The organism is Acidovorax sp. Root568 (assembly GCF_001427445.1).
In the GTDB taxonomy this organism is placed as follows: domain Bacteria; phylum Pseudomonadota; class Gammaproteobacteria; order Burkholderiales; family Burkholderiaceae_C; genus Acidovorax; species Acidovorax delafieldii.
In genome coordinates, this window is sequence record NZ_LMGP01000015.1 from 1 (window position 1) to 16,829 (window position 16,829).

Below are 16,829 nucleotides of genomic sequence, written 5' to 3' on the forward strand. Positions count from 1 at the left end.
ACGGCGGGCCGGTGCGGGCGCCGCTGACGGACCTCAAGCCCCACGAGATGCAAGAGCTCAAGGCGCTGATTGACAAGCTCGGGCCGCAGTAAGCGCGGCCTGGCGCAGGGCCTGGTTCACCAGGCCCTCGTTTTTTGCTCCCATTGCAGACACCCCTACACCCCGGGCCCGGCCGTGCACAGGTCCGGAGGCAGTCGTGGCACGCCCATTCCCAAAACCCCAACACAACAACGGAGACAGACAAAATGTTCAAGCAAATCGTTCTCGCCGCGGCCGCTGCCGTGACCATTGCCGCGCTCGCAGGTTGCGCCACGGGTGCGGCAGCCACAGCCTCCTCGGCATCGACCGAACAGGCAGTGGCTGCCGCCGCAGAAAAGCTGCGCGTGGCCATGATCGACCCCACGCCCGCTGCACTGACCGCCCTCGTCGCCGACGACCTGAGCTACGGCCATTCGGGCGGCCGCGTGGACACCAAGGACAGCTTCATCGGCGACCTGATCGCTGGCAAGTCCGACTTCGTGACCATCGCCATCACCGACCAGACCATCAAGGTGGTGGGTAACACCGCCATCGTGCGCCACACCCTCACGGCCGACACCAACGACTCGGGCAAGCCCGGCAAGGTGCAGATCAAGATCCTGGGCGTGTGGCAACAGCAAGGTGGCCAGTGGAAGCTGCTGGCGCGCCAGGCCGTGCGCGTCGCGGCATGATGTAGACACATCGGGGCGGCTGTGTGCCGCCGTATGCCGCCCCTTGCATTTTTTGGCACTGTTGCCCCACGAAACCATGACCACGACTCCCCCTCGCATCCTGCAAATCGGCCGCCTGCCCCTTCCTGCACTGGAAGTCGAACTGGCTGCCCATTACAGCGTCGCCTGCCTGGCCGACCAGACCGATCCGGCGGCTTTTCTGGCGTCGCACGGTGCGGAGTTCACGGGGGTGGTGACCACCGCAGCCATCGGCCTCAAGGGCGAAGTCATTGCGGCATTGCCCAACCTTCGGGTCATCAGCAGTTTTGGCGTGGGTTTTGATGCGCTGGACATCGATGCAGCCAAGGCCCGTGGTGTGCAGGTGGGCTACACACCCGGCGTGCTCAACGACTGTGTGGCCGACATGGCGTTTGCGCTGATGCTGGATGTGTCACGCCACGTGGCCGCCAGCGACCGTTTTGTGCGCCGTGGTGAATGGCCGAAGGCCAGATACGCACTGGGCACCCGCGTGTCCGGCAAGCGGCTGGGCATCGTGGGCATGGGCCGCATCGGGCAGGCCGTGGCCGAGCGTGCGAGCGGCTTTCGCATGGAGGTGGGGTACCACAACCGCCGCCCGGCGCAGGAATGCGCACTGCCCTACTTCGAGTCGGTGACCGCGCTGGCGCAGTGGGCCGACTACCTCGTGCTCACCGTTGCAGGTGGCGCCGCAACGCGCCACCTCGTCAACCGCGATGTGCTGGAGGCCTTGGGCGCCAACGGATTTCTCATCAATGTGGCGCGTGGCACTGTGGTGGACGAGGCGGCACTGATCGATGCGCTGACCGAGCGCCGCATTGCCGGCGCCGGGCTGGACGTGTTTGAGAATGAACCCAGCGTGCCCGCCGCGCTGATGGCGCTGGACAACGTGGTGCTGACCCCGCACACCGCCAGCGCCACCCACGAAACCCGCCGCGCCATGGCAGACCTGGTGCTGGAGAACCTGGCATCCTTCTTTGCGACCGGCACCGTGCGCACGCCGGTGCCGGGCACGCCGGGCGCTTGAGCCCGCCACGGCGCCCTGTGTTACACGGCTGCCCTCACAGGGAGGGTGTGGAGCAGCTCAGCGTGTCACTTCACGCGGTCGCGCGAGATGTCCATGATCATGCGCGTGGCGAGGTACAGACGCGGCACGATGGTGTTGATCTGCACGTACTCCGCATCGTTGGAGTGCGCGCCGTAGCCCGACAGGCCCATGCCCTCCACCACCGCGCCCTTGGTCTTGAGCGCCGCAAACGCTGCGTCGGTGCCGCCGCCCGTGGCTTTCTCCACCACATTGAGCGACATCCCCAGCTCCTGGTAGATGACCTTGCCGTAACCCGCCACGCGGCGGGATGCGTCGCTGGCCTCCAGCGGCGGGCGGCGCACTTCAAACTTCACATCCACCTTGGATGCGGGCAGCAGCTTGCTCTTGACCTTCTCTTGCAGGCCTTTCTCCAGCCCGTCGAAATCGGCCACACGCAGCGCGCGCGCATCGGCCTGGGCCGTGGCTTCGGCCGGAATCACGTTGCGGTTGGTGCCCGCCTTGGACACCGTCCAGTTCAGCTTGAGGCCCTCGTCGGTCTTGGACAAGTCCTTCATTTGCAGCAGCTGGTGCGACAGCTCATACAGCGCGTTCACGCCATCCTCGGGCTTGGCCCCGGCGTGCGACGCCTTGCCCTGCACCGTAAGGTAGGCCGCCCCAATGCCGCTGGTGGCCAGGCGCAGCGTGCCGTCGGTGCCGCCGCCTTCGAACGACAACACCACGTCCTGCTCAGACGCCACACGGGTGATGGTGCTGCGCCAGCCGGGAGAGCTGATTTCTTCGTCGCCGTTGATCAACACAGTGAGCGTGCCGTAGTCCTTGAAGTTGAGCTTTTGTAGCAAGGCCACGGTGTGGATGATGAGCGCGATGCCCTGCTTGTCGTCCGAGATGCCAAGGCCATAGGCCTTGTCGCCATCGATGCGGAAAGGCTGGCCCTTGAGCATGCCTTTCAGGTACACCGTGTCCATGTGCGCGATGAGCATGATCTTCTTGCTGCCCGTGCCCTTGAACACGGCCTGCACAGCAGGGCCCACCTTCTCGGGGGTGTCGTCCAGGCGGTAGATATCGCTGGTTTGCAGCACGTCCACCGTGCCGCCCAGTTGCTTGAGCTGGCTGGCAATGCGCTCGGCGATCTGATTCAGGCCTTCGATGTCCTTGCTGCCCGACTCGATATGCACCAGGTCGCGCAGGGTGTCGAGCAGCGGCTGCTGCTCCTTCTGGGCCAGCGCATGGACATCAGCCACCGGCGCAGCGTGGGCCACGGCGGCGGCAAACGCCAGCGCCAGCGAGGCCATCAGGGGGCGGACAAACGAAGGGGCTGAGTGTGGGCGGCGCTGCGGATGGTGCATGGTGCAAAGGCTCGGTGAAGGAATGAGGAAAGCGATTATGGAGTCTTGCAACACCAATTTCAAACACTGATCCTCCTTGCAATGTTTCGGTCAGCGCCTGCGCGCCAGACTCAGCCCGCAGGCGCAAACACCTCGGGGCCCAGTCGTGACTTGTGGCCCCGGGGTTCGAACAGCCACATGCCATACAGCGGCAGAGATTCCGCCAGTCGCAGGGGCGCCACCAGCGTGGACGCGCCGCCCAGCAACGCAGGGTGCGGCACAACCGCCAGCAGGTCGGACTGCGCCACCAGGTGCAACAGGCTGGCAAAGTCGGGGCAGCGCACGGACATCTTGGGCGCGGGCATGCGGCGCACACGGTGCGCTTCCGTCAGCACATCCACCGGCCCGCTGACACTGGGCCCCACACACGCCCACGCGGCGCCCTGCAGTTGCGCCAGTGACCGAGCCTGGGCCATAGGGTGGCCTTTGCGCGCATAGACCTGGGGATGCAACTCGTACAGGCGCCGCTCCACCACGTCAGGATGCGCAAACTTGCGCGGCTTGGGGGCAATGACCGCATCAAATCGCTGCTGCAGCAGGCCTTCCAGCAGACTGCCTTCATCGGCCGTCGCCATCTCCAGCGAGCGCCGGGCATTGGGCAGGCACCAGCTGGCATACAGCAGCGGTCCACAGACCAGCGCCGCTGAAGACGTGAGCCCCACCCGCAGCAGATGGCGGTCTGCCGCAGCCACTGACGCGCGGGGCAGCGCCTCAACCCCTTGTGCCAAGGGCAGGGCCTGCGCGGCTACGGCCCGGGCCAGATCGGTGGGCACATGGCGGCGCCCCTCGCGCACCAGCAAGGGCTGCGCGAAGTGGGCTTGCAGCGCCTTCATGCCATGGCTGATCGCAGGCTGCGACACGCCGCAGGCCTTGGCCGCCAAGGCGAACGAGCCCTTTTCGATGACCGCGTGGAGGTATTGCAGGTAGCGCAGATACATAAACACCTTTTATGTATAAGCCACCATTGTCTCTTGTCGTGCGGCGCGGAGTTGGCGAAGCTACGCACTCCACTCCGCGCCCTTTGCATCGCCACGTATGAGCCACACCCCCATCGACACCGTCCGCACCTACCTCGCCCACCTGCACGCCAGCCACACCGACGGGTTGATTGCCTGCTTTGAAGACGATGGCGTGGTGCATTCGCCCTTCCTGGGCACCATGCGCGCGAGCGACTTTTTCCAAAAGCTCGCCCAGGCCTCCAGCCGCAGCGTGATCACCGTGCTGGATCTGTTTGTCTCCGCCCAGCCAGACAACGGCGGCGCCGTGCGGGTCGCCGCCTACTTCCGCTACGACTGGACCTTGAACGATGGCCGCGAGGTGACTTTCACCTGCGTGGATGTGTTCACGTTCGACGCGGGCAGCACCCGCATCCGCGACATGAACATCGTCTACGACACCCACCCGCTGCGCGAAGAAGTGGGCGACAAGTACGCGCCTGAGCCAGTCACAACAACTCCACGCCCTTGAGCGTGACAAAACTGGTCTCGCGCGTCACCTGCACAAAGTCCTGCAGATACGGCTTGGCCGACAGGCTGGGCAGGCAGGCGGCGTGCAGCTCGCCGCGCAGGCCTTTTTCACCGATGGGCCGCGCCGTCACATAGCCCCGGTCCAGGTAGCTCTGCACCGCCCACAGCGGCAGCGCCGCCACGCCGCGCCCGCTGGCCACCAGCTGCAGCATGGCCACCGTCAGCTCGGTGGTGCGGCGCGGGGGGCGCACGCCGGCGGGCTCCAGCACCTGGCGGATCAGGTCCAGCATTTCGTCGGGCACGGGGTAAGTGATGATGGTCTGGCCGGCGAAGTCCTGCGCCACCAGATGCGGCTTGGCCACCAGCGGGTGCGTGTTGGCCAGCAGCGCGCGGATCTCGAAACCAAAGAGCGCGTGATAGTCCACGCCCGCCTCGTCGGCATCCACCTCGGACACGATCGCCACATCGGCCCGGCCCTGGTGCAGCAGGCCCACGGGGTCGGCATGAAAGCCGCTCACGATGTCCAGCTCCACCTCGGGCCAGCGGGTGCGAAACGCGTCCATCGCGGGCATCAGCCAGTCAAAGCAGGTGTGGCATTCCACCGCAATGCGCATCTGCCCGCCCTGCCCCAGCACCAGGCGGGCAATGTCGCGCTCGGCCCCTTCCACCTGCGGCAGCACGGCATCGGCCAGCGCCAGCAGGCGTTCGCCCACGGCGGTGAACTGCGGTGGCACCGATTTGCGCTCAAACAGCGGCTGGCCGTAGCGGTCTTCCAGCAGCTTGATCTGGTGCGACAGCGCCGACTGCGTGAGGTTGAGCAGCTGCGCAGCCCGCACCAGGCTGCCGCTGTCGCGCAAGGCCACCAGCGTGCGCAGGTGGCGCACTTCCAGAATCGACTGATTCATTATTAATTTTCAAGTTGATCGACTAAAACTTTCGTTTGAATAATAAACGAGCCCGCGCGACCATCGGTGCCTTCATTGCATTGCTCTATTCAGAAGAAGGAAATCACCATGTCGCTCGCCGCAGTCGCCGTAACCGCCGCCACCCGCCGCCCTGTGCGCACGCACACCATGGGCTTTCCGCGCATGGGGGCGCAGCGTGCGCTGAAATTCGCGCTCGAATCCTTCTGGCGGGGCGACAGCACCGAGCCCGAGCTGCAAGCCACCGCCGCCCAGCTGCGCCAGCAACACTGGCAGGCGCAGGCCGATGCAGGCCTGGGTTGTGTGACCGTGGGCGACTTTGCGCTGTACGACCATGTGGCCAACCACATCCAGCTGCTGGGCTGCGAGCCTGCGCGTTTTGGCTTTGATGCCCACACGCCCGAGCTGGCCCGCTACTTTGCAATGGCGCGGGGCGTATCGGCCAAGGCCGCCGACGACCACCAGGGTTGCAGCGCCGGTTGCCAGGCTACGCACCACACCGCAGGCCAGCCCGCACTGGAAATGACCAAGTGGTTCGACACCAACTACCACTACCTCGTGCCCGAGTTCAGCGCCCACACGCAGTTCCACCTAGCCAGCGAGCGCCTGTTTGCCGAGGTGGCCGAGGCCCAGGCGCTGGGCCACCGCGTCAAGGCCGTGCTGCTGGGGCCGCTGAGCTTTTTGTGGCTGGGCAAATCCAAGGCGGCGGGCTTTGACCGCTTCAGCCTACTGGAGCAACTGCTGCCCGTGTACGAGGCCGTGCTGGCACGCCTGAAGGCCCAAGGCGTGGAATGGGTGCAGATCGACGAACCCATTCTGGGCCTGGACCTGCCCGACACCTGGCGCCATGCGTTCGAGCCCAGCTACTGGCAACTGGCGCGCAGCGCGCCCAAGCTGCTGCTGGCCACCTACTTCTCGCCGCTGGCCGAGAACCTGCGCCTGGCCTGCCAGCTGCCCGTGGCCGGCCTGCATGTGGACGCCGTGCGCGCGCCCGACGAACTGGTGGGCGTGGCCGACTGGTTGCCCTCGCACAAAGTGCTGTCGGTGGGCATCGTGGACGGCCGCAACATCTGGCGCACCGACCTGGATGCGGCGCTGCAAAAGCTGCGGCCCGTGGTCGACAAGCACCAGGGCGAGCTGTGGCTGGCACCGTCGTGCTCGCTGCTGCATGTGCCGTTCAGCTTGGAGGCCGAAACACAGCTGGACGCCGAGGTGAAGTCTTGGCTGGCGTTTGCGGTGGAAAAACTGGACGAGCTGCGCGTGCTTGCCACCGCCTTGTCACAAGGCGAAGCGGCGGCAGACGACGAACTACACGCTGCCCGCACCGCCCTGGCCGCACGCCGTGCCAGCCCGCGTGTGCACCGCGCCACCGTGGCCGCCCGCATCGCAGCCGCCGCGCCGGGGGCCGATCAGCGCGCCAGCGCCTTCCCTGCCCGGCAAAAGGCCCAACGCGCACGGCTGAAGCTGCCGCTGTTGCCCACCACCACGATTGGCTCGTTCCCGCAGACGGCAGAGATCCGCGCGGCCCGCGCCGCCTTCAAGCGCGGGGCACTGGATGCGGCCCACTACCAACAGAAGATGGAAGCTGAAATTGCCCTGGCCGTGCGCAAGCAGGAAGCCCTGGGCATTGACGTGCTGGTGCACGGCGAAGCCGAGCGCAACGACATGGTCGAGTACTTTGGCGAGCAGCTCGACGGCTTTGCCTTCACCGCCAACGGCTGGGTGCAGAGCTATGGCTCGCGCTGCGTGAAGCCGCCCATCATCTACGGCGACGTGGCCCGTCCCACGCCCATGACCGTGGCCTGGACGCAGTACGCGCAGAGCCTCACCGCCAAACCCATGAAAGGCATGCTCACCGGCCCCATCACCATCCTGCAATGGAGCTTTGTGCGCGACGACCAGCCCCGCGCCACCACGGCCGACCAGATCGCCTGGGCCATCCGCGACGAGGTGTGCGACCTCGAAGCCGCCGGCATCGCCATCATCCAGATCGACGAGCCCGCGATCCGCGAAGGGCTGCCGCTGCGCCGCGCGGGGTGGAAGAGCTATCTGGAGCGCGCCACGCGCGCCTTCCGCATCAGTGCCAGCGGCGTGCGCAATGACACGCAGATCCACACCCACATGTGCTACAGCGAGTTCAACGACATCCTGCCCGCCATCGCGGCCATGGATGCCGATGTGATCACGATTGAGACGAGCCGGTCGGACATGGAGTTGTTGCAGGGCTTTGGCGACTTCAAATATCCGAACGAGATCGGCCCTGGCGTGTACGACATCCACTCGCCCCGCGTGCCTGGCGTGCAGGAGATGGCTGCGCTGCTGGAAAAAGCCGCCGAGGTCGTGCCCGTGGAGCACCTGTGGGTGAACCCCGACTGCGGCCTCAAAACCCGGGGCTGGCCCGAGACCGAAGCCGCCCTGCGCCACATGGTGCAGGCCGCGCAGGAAGTGCGCGAGCGGTTGCTGGAAGAGGCGGCGCTGGCCTGACGGCCCCCCCCGGTTCAGCCCGCAGCGCGCTTCATCTCGGCCAGCTTCACCAGCACCTGCAGCGCGTGGTTCAGCGGCGTCGGCACGCCCAAGGCGGCGCCGCGCTTGACCACGTAGCCATTCAGGTGGTCGATCTCGGTGGGTTTGCCCCGCGCCAGGTCCTGCGCGGTGGACGAATACTGCCCGGGCATGGTGCTGGCAATGCCGCGCACCGCCGCCTGCACATCGCCCGGAATCGTCACTCCGTCAGCCGCCGCCACCGCCAGGCACTCGGCCACGATGTCGGCAATCACCTGCGTCACGCCGGGCACCTGCACCAGCGGGCCGTAGGGCTGCTGCGACAGGGCCGACAGCGCGTTGTAGGCGCTGTTGAGCAGCAGCTTGGCCCAGAGCGCGCCACGCACATTGTCTGACACCTGGGTGGGAATGCCCGCCGCCGTGAGCTGGCGGGCCACCTCGTCGCTGCGTGGCGAAGGCGCAATCACCAGCTCGCCCCGGCCATGGTGCACCACATGCCCGGGGCCGCCCATGGCAGTGGCCACATAGACCACCGCGGCTGCCACGGGGGTGCTGGCGTCCAGCACGGCGCGCACGCGCTCGTCGTTGTCCACACCGTTCTGCAAGGTCAGCACCAGCGCGCCAGGGGCCAGGTGGGGACGAATCTGCTGCGCGGCGTCTTCCGAGTCGGACGACTTCACGCAGAACAGCACCACGTCCGCGCCGTGCACCGCGCTGGCCTCGGTGCTGGCCGCCAGGGGCACCTGCACATCCATCGCCGCCGTCTGCAGCCGCAGACCGTTGTCACGCACGGCCAGCACGTGGGCGGGCCGCCCGATGAGCGTGACGGCATGGCCCGCGCGGGCGAGCAAGGCACCAAAGTAGCAGCCCACCGCACCCGCGCCCATCACGGCAAAGCGCAGGGGCGGTGCAATGTCCAAGGCAGTGGGCAGGGAGGCAGATGAATCAGCAGCAGCGGTCATGGCGGTGTCCCGGTGGGCAAGGCACAGAAGGGTCGGTCACAAGGCGCCCCACTATATCGGCGGCAGCCTGCGCACCAAAAATCAAGGGTTTTTGGGCTGATGTGCTAGTCGGACGTGCCTTACTAGCTATTAAATACGTAGCAAATTGACTTTCTGTAAAGCTGCTTGCAGGGGCGCACTCCCTTCACTCGCGCCATTTCCAGCACCGCGAACCCCCGTCCGTTACCTCCCGTTCGTGGGCTCCCACCCCGCTCAAAGGCCCCTCTCCTGTGTCAGGAATTTAATCAATGCAAAGACAATAATTGTCTAGTCAATTAAATTTCCCACCCATGTCAGCCCCTCCCGAACCCAGCCAAGCCCCCGCGTTCTATAACGCCGAGCACTACGACCCCAGCAAGCTGGTGCCCGAAAACAGCGTCGGCTACCTGATGCGCAAGGTGATGTCGTCCATCCGCACGCAGGCCGATGCCCAGCTGGCGTTGCACGAACTCACCTACGCCCAGTGGCTGCCACTGTTCAAGTTGTCGCTGTGCGAGACCGCCACCGTGGCCAGCCTGGCGCGTGACCTGGAGACCGACCCCGCCTCCATGACCCGGTCGCTCGACCGCATGGAAGCCAAGGGCTTGGTGGTGCGGGAGCGCTCCACCGTGGACCGCCGCGTCGTGCAGCTCAGGCTCACACCGGAAGGCCAGCGCATTGCAGCCCTGGTGCCCCCCGTGCTGGCCGACGTGCTCAACGGCCACCTCAGCGACTTCAGCCATGACGAGTGGCAGCTTTTGCTGTCCATGCTGCGCCGCATGCTGGCCAACGGCGAAGCGCTGCGCCAGCAGCCCCCCTCACCCACCGAACCCGCAGCCGGTTGACCCCGCCCTGTTGCCCTGCCCCCTGGAGATTTCCGTGACTGCCACTGCCCCCACCTCCCTGTCCACCCGCTCTGCCCTCGCCGCCCATCTGGCGGTATCGGCCGTTGCCCTGGCCGCCGCGCTGCTGCTGGTGGGCTGCGCCAACCCCGGCCCGGCCCACACACCGCTGGCGCAAGCCACCCCGGCCGCCGCTGGCCTGACCGCAACCACCACCGACGTGGTGGCCCCCAGCCAGTGGTGGAAAGCGCTGGGTGACGAGCAGCTCAACACCCTGATCGACACCGCCCTGCAAGGTAACCCCAGCCTGGCCGTGAGCCGTGCCCGCCTGGAGCAAGCCGTGGCCCTGAGCCAGGTGCGCGAGGCCGCCAACGGCCCCCAAGCCACCCTGGGCGTGGACGCTACCCGCCAGCGCTACACCGCCAACGGGCTGGTGCCTGCCCCGGTGGCCGGCAACACATACAACAGCGGCACCGTGCAGGCCACGCTGAGCTGGTCGCCCGACTTCTTTGGCCAGCACGCTGCCGAGCTGCAGGCCGCGCTGGGCCAGGCCCGCGCCGCCCAGGCCGATGCGGCCGCCGCCGCCAACACCCTGGCCGCCCAGGTGGGGCGCAGCTATGTGGCGCTGGCCCGGCTTGTGGCCCAGCGCGACGTGGCGACGCGCGCGCTGGAGCAACGGGAAGAACAGCGCAAGCTCACGCAAGAGCGCACCTCTGCAGGCCTGGACAGCCAGGTCGAGCTGACCCAGGCCCAGGCCGCTGTGCCCGACGCCCGCACACAAATCGAAGCGCTCGAAGAACAGATCACCCTGGGCCGCCGCCAACTGGCCGTGCTGACCGGCCAGGCGCCCGATGCCCTGCCCCGGCTCACGCCCCGCCTTGCCGCCCTGCAGACCACTGCCGTGCCCGAGGTGCTGGGTGCCGACCTGCTGGGCCGCCGCCCCGATGTGGTGGCCGCGCGCTGGCGCGTGGAAGCTGCAACGCAAGGTGTGAACAGCGCGCGCAGCGAGTTCTATCCCAACATCAACATCGGCGCGTTCATTGGCCTGAACTCGCTGGGGCTGGACCGGCTGTTCAACGGCAGCTCGCGCCAGATGGGCGTGACGCCCGCGCTGCGCCTGCCCATTTTTGACGGGGGCCGCCTGCGCGCCCAGCTGGGCGGCCGCGCCGCCGAGCTGGACGTGGCCATCGCCCAGTACAACGGCGCCGTGCTCGATGCGGTGAAGGAAGCCGGCGATGCCGTGGCCTCCATCCAGTCGCTCACCCGCCAGCAGGCCTTGCAGGACGAGGCCGTGGCCAGTGCCGAAAAAGCCTACCGCTTTGCGCAGGAGCGCTACCGCGCAGGCCTGGGCAACTACCTGGTGGTGCTCTCCACCGAAAGCCAGGTGCTGGCCCAGCGCCGCCTGGCCGTGGACCTGCGCGCCCGCCAGCTCGACACCCGCCTGGTGCTGATGAAGGCCCTGGGTGGCGGCTGGACGGACGACACGGCCGTGCTGCACACCGCCGCCGCGCACTGACCGGCCCACCGCACCGCACCGCACCGCACCGCACCGCACCGCACTCATTCAAAAACACATAACAACACATTCCTGAAAGACCACAGCCATGACCGCCAACAGCGAACCCCTCACCGCCAACGAAGCCAACACCGCCCGCCGCCGCGGCCTCACCCTCATCGCCGCCGCCGTCGCGCTGGTGGCCATCGGCTGGGGTGGCTGGCACTGGGCCAACGGCCGCCATGTCGAGACCACCGACAACGCCTACGTGGCAGGCAACGTGCTGCAGATCACGCCACAGATCGGCGGCACGGTGGTGTCCATCGGCGCTGACGACACCGACTACGTGAAGGCCGGCCAGTTGCTGGTCAAGCTCGACCCTGCCGACGCCCGCGTGGCGCTGGAGCAGGCCGAGGCCCAGCTCGCCCAGACGGTGCGCGAAGTGCGCACCCTGTATGCCAACAACTCCACGCTCAAGGCCCAGGTCAGCCTGCGCAGCGCCGACCTGGCCCGTGCCCAGGCCGATGCTGCCCGCGCCCAGGACGACGTGAACCGCCGCACCCCGCTGATGGCCAGCGGTGCCGTGGGCAAGGAAGAGTTCCAGCACGCCACCGCGCAGCTGGCAGCCGCCAAGAGCACCGTGGCCGCCGCCCAGTCGGCCGTGCTGGCCGCACAAGAACAACTGGCCGCCAGCCAGACACAGACAGAAGGCACCTCCATCGAGCAGCACCCCAATGTGCAGCGCGCCTCGGCCCGCGTGCGCGAGGCCTATCTGGCCGTGCAGCGCGTGCAACTGGTGGCACCGCTGGACGGCCACGTGGCCAAGCGCGGCGTGCAAGTGGGTCAGCGTGTGCAGGCCGGCGCCCCGCTGATGACGCTGGTGCCGCTGAACGACCTGTGGGTGGACGCGAACTTCAAGGAAAGCCAGCTCAAGACCCTGCGCATCGGCCAGACCGCCGAACTGGAAGCCGACGTGTACGGCACCAAGGTCACGTACCACGGCACGGTGACCGGGCTGGGCGCAGGCACTGGCGCTGCCTTTGCGCTGCTGCCCGCACAGAACGCCACGGGCAACTGGATCAAGGTGGTGCAGCGCGTGCCAGTGCGCATTGCGCTCGACCCCAAGGAAGTGGCAGAGCACCCGCTGCGCGTGGGCCTGTCGATGGAAGTCAAGGTGGACACCGCCGACCAGAGCGGCAAGACGCTGGCCGACACCCAGCGCACCACGCCCGTGGCCGCCACCGCTGTGTTCGACGAGCAGTTCAAGGCCGCCGACGACGAAGTGGCGCACATCATCGCCGCCAACCTGGGCCGCAATGGCAAGGCCGCCGTGGCAGTGGCGTCGCCCAAGGTGAGCAGCCAGCCCGCAGTGCAGGCGCAAAAGCATGCATCGGCCCCGGCGCAGCCCGCTGTGCAGTCCCCGGTGGTGCAGTAAGCGGGGTTGACCGAGCATGACTGCCGCCAACCCCACTGCAGACACCGCAGGCCAGGCCCCCGCTCCGGCGGCGCCTGCTGCGGTGTCGCCACCAGCAGCCCCCCCCGGGCCGCCTGCTGCCTATCCGCCGCTGCAGGGCACCGCCCTGTTGCTGGGCACACTGTCGCTGTCGCTGGCCACGTTCATGAACGTGCTGGACTCGTCCATCGCCAACGTTTCCATCCCGGCCATTGCCGGCGACCTGGGCGTGAGCCCCGGCCAGGGCACCTGGGTCATCACCAGCTTTGGTGTGGCCAATGCGATCTCGGTGCCGCTCACCGGCTGGCTCACCCAGCGCTTTGGCGCGGTGCGGCTGTTCACCATGAGCGTGCTGCTGTTCGTGCTGACCTCCTGGCTGTGCGGCTTTGCGTCGTCGCTGGAGATGCTGGTCTTCTTCCGCGTGCTGCAGGGCCTGGTGGCCGGGCCGATGATTCCGCTGAGCCAGACGCTGCTGCTGGCAAGCTACCCGCGCGCTCTGGCGGGCACTGCCCTGGCGCTGTGGGGCGTGACCACGCTGGTCGCGCCGGTGGTGGGGCCACTCTTGGGCGGGTGGATCACCGACAACATCTCGTGGCCGTGGATCTTCTACATCAACGTGCCTGTGGGCCTGCTGGCCGGAGTGCTGACCTGGGGCATCTACCGCAAGCGCGAGACCCCCATCCGCAAGCTGCCGATTGACACCGTGGGCCTCAGCCTGCTGGTGTTGTGGGTGGGCGCGCTGCAGCTCATGCTAGACAAGGGCAAGGAGCTGGACTGGTTTGCCTCGGGCGAGATCATCACCATGGCCGTGGTTGCGGTGGTGGCGTTTGCTGTCTTTCTGGTGTGGGAGCTGACCGAAAAGCACCCGGTGGTGGACCTGAAGCTCTTCAAGGGCCGCAACTTCACCTTTGGTGCGCTGGCGCTGTCGGTGGCCTATGCGCTGTTCTTCGGCAACGTGGTGCTGCTGCCACTGTGGCTGCAGCAGTGGATGGGCTACACGGCCACCTCAGCCGGCATGGCGCTGGCGCCGGTGGGCGTGTTCGCCATCCTGCTCACGCCGCTGGTGGGCAAAAAGGTCGGCCAGTGGGACCCGCGCCGCATGGCCACGGGTGCGTTCATCGTGTTCAGCACGGTGCTGTGGATGCGTTCGCAGTTCACGGTGCAGACGGACTTCATCCACATCCTGATCCCCACGCTGTTGCAGGGCGCGGCCATGGCGTTCTTCTTCATCCCGCTGACCACGCTGACGCTGGCGGGTGTGTCGCCAGACCGCATCCCGGCGGCAGCAGGCTTGTCGAACTTTGTGCGCATCACCGCCGGTGCCATGGGCACGTCGATTGCCACCACGCTGTGGGAGAGCCGCGCCGCCATGCACCACGCGCACCTGACCGAAGGGCTGGTGCAAGGCCAGGGGGTGTTCGCGCAGACGCTGGACGGCCTAGTGGCGTCGGGCCTCACGCAGATGCAGGCGCTGGCGCAGATCAACCGGCTGATCGACCAGCAGGCGTTCACCCGCGCGGCCAACGACATCTTTTTGGGCTCGGCCGGCTTGTTCCTGCTGCTGATTGGGCTGATCTGGCTGACCAAGCGCCCTGCGCGCACCGGCGGCGCGGGCGCGGCAGACGCAGCGGGGGCCCACTGAGAGGCTTCGGCACAGGTTTGGAGAAAAAACAGCTGCAAGCGCTAGTCAAACATGCGCCTGCAGCTATCATTTTTGACATGAATCTGCGGTGTCTCGTCCGGGTACAACCCGCGCATCCCACAGCGGGTGTCGGAAATCCCTGACCCAGCGGCGGGCGCGGCACCTGCGGGCAGTTAGCGGGGTGCACCCAACAATGCACTCACCGCAAACCACTCCAACAAGGAACTGCCATGTCACTCTCGCTGATTCTTCTGATCGTTCTGATCCTCATCCTGGTCGGCGCCCTGCCCACCTGGGGCCACAGCCGCTCATGGGGCTATGGACCCAGCGGCGGGATTGGCCTGGTGGTGCTGATCCTGGTGATTCTGCTGCTGATGGGCCGGATATGACCGGTTGTTGAACCTTCCACGCAGGTGTGGGGCGCGAGGCAACACTGCTCGCGCCCCGTCCGCTACGGAGCACTCACCCAGGGCCCTTTCGAGGGCCCTTTGTTTTGGGCGCCGCGTTGTGAATGGCTCGCCGGCACCACTGGCAAACAAGCCAGCCGGCGGCAGACACAACCCAACCAAATGATCAATTCGCGCCCAAAAATACAATTAAATTGATGTTAATTGCATTTTTATAATTTATTTGATACAAACGATACCTCTGTTTGACTACCTACGCGCCCAGCGCCCATGCCTCTCCCCATCTCCACCGTCGGCAACATGCGGCAGTTTCAGGTCCGCCTGCTTCAGAGCATGTTGCTGGCCAACATCGCGCTGGGGCTTCTGTTGCTGGGGGTGGGGGCATGGGGGCTGATTCCCACGCCGGGCACATGGAGCCTGGCCATCGGGGCTGGCACCTTGCTGATGATGGCGCTGTGGGTGGCGCTGCGCTGTCGGCCCCAGGTGTATGTGTCGGTGGCGCTCGTTCAAACCATCGCCGGGCTGGCGCTGTTCACCTATGCGCTCTGGCAGCCGCTGGGGCACGAGTTGCGCGCCGTATGGTTCTTGATTGGCGTGGGTGCGGCCTACCTGTTGCTGGGGCGCGCAGCAGGCATTGGCTACACCCTGGTGACGGTGGCGCTGATGCTGGGCAGCAGTGGCCTGCAAAGGCTGCCGTATTCGCCGCACGCACTCATCACCTTCACGCTGGCACTGGTGCTCAGCAGCGTGTGCTTTTACCTGTTTGTGGGAGAGGCGCTGCGCATGTACCAGCACCTGTCCGAGCGGGATCAACAGTTCACGCTGCTCACGGAAGGCGCAGAAGAAGTGATCTGGCGGATCAACCCCGACATGACGGTGGCGTATGTGAGCCCCTCTGACGAGCGGGCGCGCGGCGTCCCCGCGCATGAGGTCATCGGCCGCTCGATCTACAAGACACTGACACCCGAGGGCGCTGAGGCACTGCGCGAGGCGGTGCGTGACCGGCAGCCGCTGTTGACGCTGCCAATGCGCTGTGCCAATGGCGGCGTGCGGTGGTTTGAGATGTCCAGCCGCCTGTACCGCGATGCCCGGGGCCAGCCAGCCGGATACCACAGCATTGGCCGCGACGTGACCGGGCGACGGGAGCTGGAGCGCGCCTTGCAGGCAGAGCGGCAGCACCTGGAGGCTCGGGTCAAGGAGCGCACCGCAGCGTTGTCCGTCGCCAAGGAAGCCGCAGAGGCTGCCCTGCGCACCAAGAGCATCTTTCTCGCCAACATTGGGCACGAGTTGCGTACCCCCATGACACTGATCCTGGGGATGACCGAACTGGTGCGCAACCGCTCGCAGGATGAGCGCCTGAAGCCCGTGCTGAACAATGTGATGGATGCGGCCAAAGGCCTCATGCGCATGCTCAACGACCTGATCGATCTGGCTGCGCTGGAAACACGCCAGGTGGCGTTCCAGTTTGCACCGCTATCGGTCCCAGAGCTGGCCGCAGATGCGGTGCAACTGCTGGAGCCGCAGGCGCGCCAAAAAGGCTTGCAGATATTCCTGGCCCTCGATGGCGTGGGCACCGACGCCAGCCACGTGGGGGACGCAGACCGTATTCAGCAGGTGCTGGTCCACCTGCTGGACAACGCCGTGAAATTCAGCCTCTCGGGTCACATCCAGTTGACCCTGGAGACCGAGCAGGACACCCCTGATGCGACGGTGTGGCGGCTGCGCGTGACGGACGAGGGTATTGGCATTGCGGCCGGTGACCAGCACCGCATCTTCACGTTGTTCGAACAGGTCGACGGGTCATCCACGCGCAGCTTTGAGGGTGCGGGACTGGGGTTGGCGCTGTGCAAACGCCTCGTCGAGGGCATGGGGGGCAGCCTGGGGGTGGAGAGCGAACCGGGCAAGGGCAGCAGCTTTTGGGTGTCGCTGCCGCTGCCCAAGGTCACCTGATACAGCTCCAG

At 66.7% G+C, this 16,829-nt stretch carries 14 protein-coding genes; 10 read left to right on the plus strand and 4 right to left on the minus strand.

Going from position 1 to position 16,829, the window contains the following annotated elements; translation table 11 throughout:
• Window positions 1-245: 245 nt before the first annotated feature.
• Both ASD75_RS11875 and ASD75_RS11880 read left to right on the plus strand, forming a co-directional pair.
• On the plus strand, window positions 246-710 hold the full coding sequence (locus ASD75_RS11875) for a nuclear transport factor 2 family protein (RefSeq protein ID WP_056062526.1): 465 nt from the start codon (window positions 246-248) through the stop codon (window positions 708-710).
• Window positions 711-786: 76 nt separating this feature from the next.
• A complete protein-coding gene (locus tag ASD75_RS11880) occupies window positions 787-1,752 on the plus strand; it encodes a 2-hydroxyacid dehydrogenase (RefSeq protein ID WP_056064978.1) in 966 nt (321 codons plus the stop codon).
• 65 nt (window positions 1,753-1,817) lie between these two features.
• Here the strand turns inward: ASD75_RS11880 and ASD75_RS11885 are convergent, their stop codons facing one another.
• Both ASD75_RS11885 and ASD75_RS11890 read right to left on the minus strand, forming a co-directional pair.
• Window positions 1,818-3,119, minus strand: a complete 1,302-nt coding sequence (locus ASD75_RS11885) for a M20/M25/M40 family metallo-hydrolase (protein WP_056062523.1) — start codon at window positions 3,117-3,119, stop codon at window positions 1,818-1,820.
• A 110-nt stretch (window positions 3,120-3,229) separates the two neighbouring features.
• On the minus strand, window positions 3,230-4,096 hold the full coding sequence (locus tag ASD75_RS11890; RefSeq protein WP_056062521.1) for a LysR family transcriptional regulator: 867 nt from the start codon (window positions 4,094-4,096) through the stop codon (window positions 3,230-3,232).
• A gap of 97 nt (window positions 4,097-4,193) precedes the next feature.
• On the opposite strand from ASD75_RS11890, the gene ASD75_RS11895 reads away from it, so the two are divergent.
• Window positions 4,194-4,625, plus strand: coding sequence for a nuclear transport factor 2 family protein (locus ASD75_RS11895; RefSeq protein ID WP_056062519.1), 432 nt, complete (start codon window positions 4,194-4,196; stop codon window positions 4,623-4,625).
• Here ASD75_RS11895 and ASD75_RS11900 read toward each other — a convergent pair.
• A complete protein-coding gene (locus tag ASD75_RS11900) occupies window positions 4,603-5,529 on the minus strand; it encodes a LysR family transcriptional regulator (RefSeq protein WP_056745933.1) in 927 nt (308 codons plus the stop codon). The two genes, ASD75_RS11895 and ASD75_RS11900, sit on opposite strands and share 23 nt — an antisense overlap.
• Window positions 5,530-5,637: 108 nt before the next feature.
• On the opposite strand from ASD75_RS11900, the gene metE reads away from it, so the two are divergent.
• Window positions 5,638-8,031: a 5-methyltetrahydropteroyltriglutamate--homocysteine S-methyltransferase gene (gene metE / locus ASD75_RS11905; protein ID WP_056745935.1), complete on the plus strand. Its 2,394-nt coding sequence runs from the start codon at window positions 5,638-5,640 to the stop codon at window positions 8,029-8,031.
• Between the two features lie 14 nt (window positions 8,032-8,045).
• On the opposite strand, the gene ASD75_RS11910 is transcribed toward metE, so the two are convergent.
• A complete protein-coding gene (locus tag ASD75_RS11910; RefSeq protein ID WP_056644779.1) occupies window positions 8,046-9,011 on the minus strand; it encodes a ketopantoate reductase family protein in 966 nt (321 codons plus the stop codon).
• A 329-nt stretch (window positions 9,012-9,340) separates the two neighbouring features.
• Between ASD75_RS11910 and ASD75_RS11915 the strand changes: the two genes are divergently transcribed.
• The 6 genes from ASD75_RS11915 (at window position 9,341) to ASD75_RS11935 (ending at window position 16,818) form a co-directional block, all read left to right on the plus strand.
• A complete protein-coding gene (locus ASD75_RS11915) occupies window positions 9,341-9,874 on the plus strand; it encodes a MarR family winged helix-turn-helix transcriptional regulator (protein WP_056745937.1) in 534 nt (177 codons plus the stop codon).
• 34 nt (window positions 9,875-9,908) lie between these two features.
• The gene (locus ASD75_RS11920; RefSeq protein WP_082565026.1) at window positions 9,909-11,387 is read left to right on the plus strand and encodes an efflux transporter outer membrane subunit; all 1,479 of its coding nucleotides are present in this window, start codon (window positions 9,909-9,911) and stop codon (window positions 11,385-11,387) included.
• An 88-nt stretch (window positions 11,388-11,475) separates the two neighbouring features.
• The gene (locus ASD75_RS11925; protein WP_056745939.1) at window positions 11,476-12,801 is read left to right on the plus strand and encodes an HlyD family efflux transporter periplasmic adaptor subunit; all 1,326 of its coding nucleotides are present in this window, start codon (window positions 11,476-11,478) and stop codon (window positions 12,799-12,801) included.
• Between the two features lie 16 nt (window positions 12,802-12,817).
• Entirely contained in the window at window positions 12,818-14,461 is a 1,644-nt protein-coding gene (locus tag ASD75_RS11930; RefSeq protein ID WP_056745940.1) for a DHA2 family efflux MFS transporter permease subunit, read from the plus strand.
• A gap of 230 nt (window positions 14,462-14,691) precedes the next feature.
• Window positions 14,692-14,850, plus strand: coding sequence for a DUF3309 family protein (locus ASD75_RS23345; protein WP_007856361.1), 159 nt, complete (start codon window positions 14,692-14,694; stop codon window positions 14,848-14,850).
• Window positions 14,851-15,138: 288 nt separating this feature from the next.
• Window positions 15,139-16,818, plus strand: coding sequence for an ATP-binding protein (locus ASD75_RS11935; RefSeq protein WP_056745942.1), 1,680 nt, complete (start codon window positions 15,139-15,141; stop codon window positions 16,816-16,818).
• The last annotated feature ends 11 nt before the right edge of the window (window positions 16,819-16,829 follow it).

Bases quoted from the DNA above. Each gene is read 5' to 3' on its own strand.
- ASD75_RS11875 (WP_056062526.1), top strand. From the start codon at position 246: ATGTTCAAGCAAATCGTTCTCGCCGCGGCCGCTGCCGTGACCATTGCC.
- ASD75_RS11880 (WP_056064978.1), top strand. From the start codon at position 787: ATGACCACGACTCCCCCTCGCATCCTGCAAATCGGCCGCCTGCCCCTT.
- ASD75_RS11885 (WP_056062523.1), bottom strand. From the start codon at position 3,119: ATGCACCATCCGCAGCGCCGCCCACACTCAGCCCCTTCGTTTGTCCGC.
- ASD75_RS11890 (WP_056062521.1), bottom strand. From the start codon at position 4,096: ATGTATCTGCGCTACCTGCAATACCTCCACGCGGTCATCGAAAAGGGC.
- ASD75_RS11895 (WP_056062519.1), top strand. From the start codon at position 4,194: ATGAGCCACACCCCCATCGACACCGTCCGCACCTACCTCGCCCACCTG.
- ASD75_RS11900 (WP_056745933.1), bottom strand. From the start codon at position 5,529: ATGAATCAGTCGATTCTGGAAGTGCGCCACCTGCGCACGCTGGTGGCC.
- metE (WP_056745935.1), top strand. From the start codon at position 5,638: ATGTCGCTCGCCGCAGTCGCCGTAACCGCCGCCACCCGCCGCCCTGTG.
- ASD75_RS11910 (WP_056644779.1), bottom strand. From the start codon at position 9,011: ATGACCGCTGCTGCTGATTCATCTGCCTCCCTGCCCACTGCCTTGGAC.
- ASD75_RS11915 (WP_056745937.1), top strand. From the start codon at position 9,341: ATGTCAGCCCCTCCCGAACCCAGCCAAGCCCCCGCGTTCTATAACGCC.
- ASD75_RS11925 (WP_056745939.1), top strand. From the start codon at position 11,476: ATGACCGCCAACAGCGAACCCCTCACCGCCAACGAAGCCAACACCGCC.
- ASD75_RS11930 (WP_056745940.1), top strand. From the start codon at position 12,818: ATGACTGCCGCCAACCCCACTGCAGACACCGCAGGCCAGGCCCCCGCT.
- ASD75_RS23345 (WP_007856361.1), top strand. From the start codon at position 14,692: ATGTCACTCTCGCTGATTCTTCTGATCGTTCTGATCCTCATCCTGGTC.
- ASD75_RS11935 (WP_056745942.1), top strand. From the start codon at position 15,139: ATGCCTCTCCCCATCTCCACCGTCGGCAACATGCGGCAGTTTCAGGTC.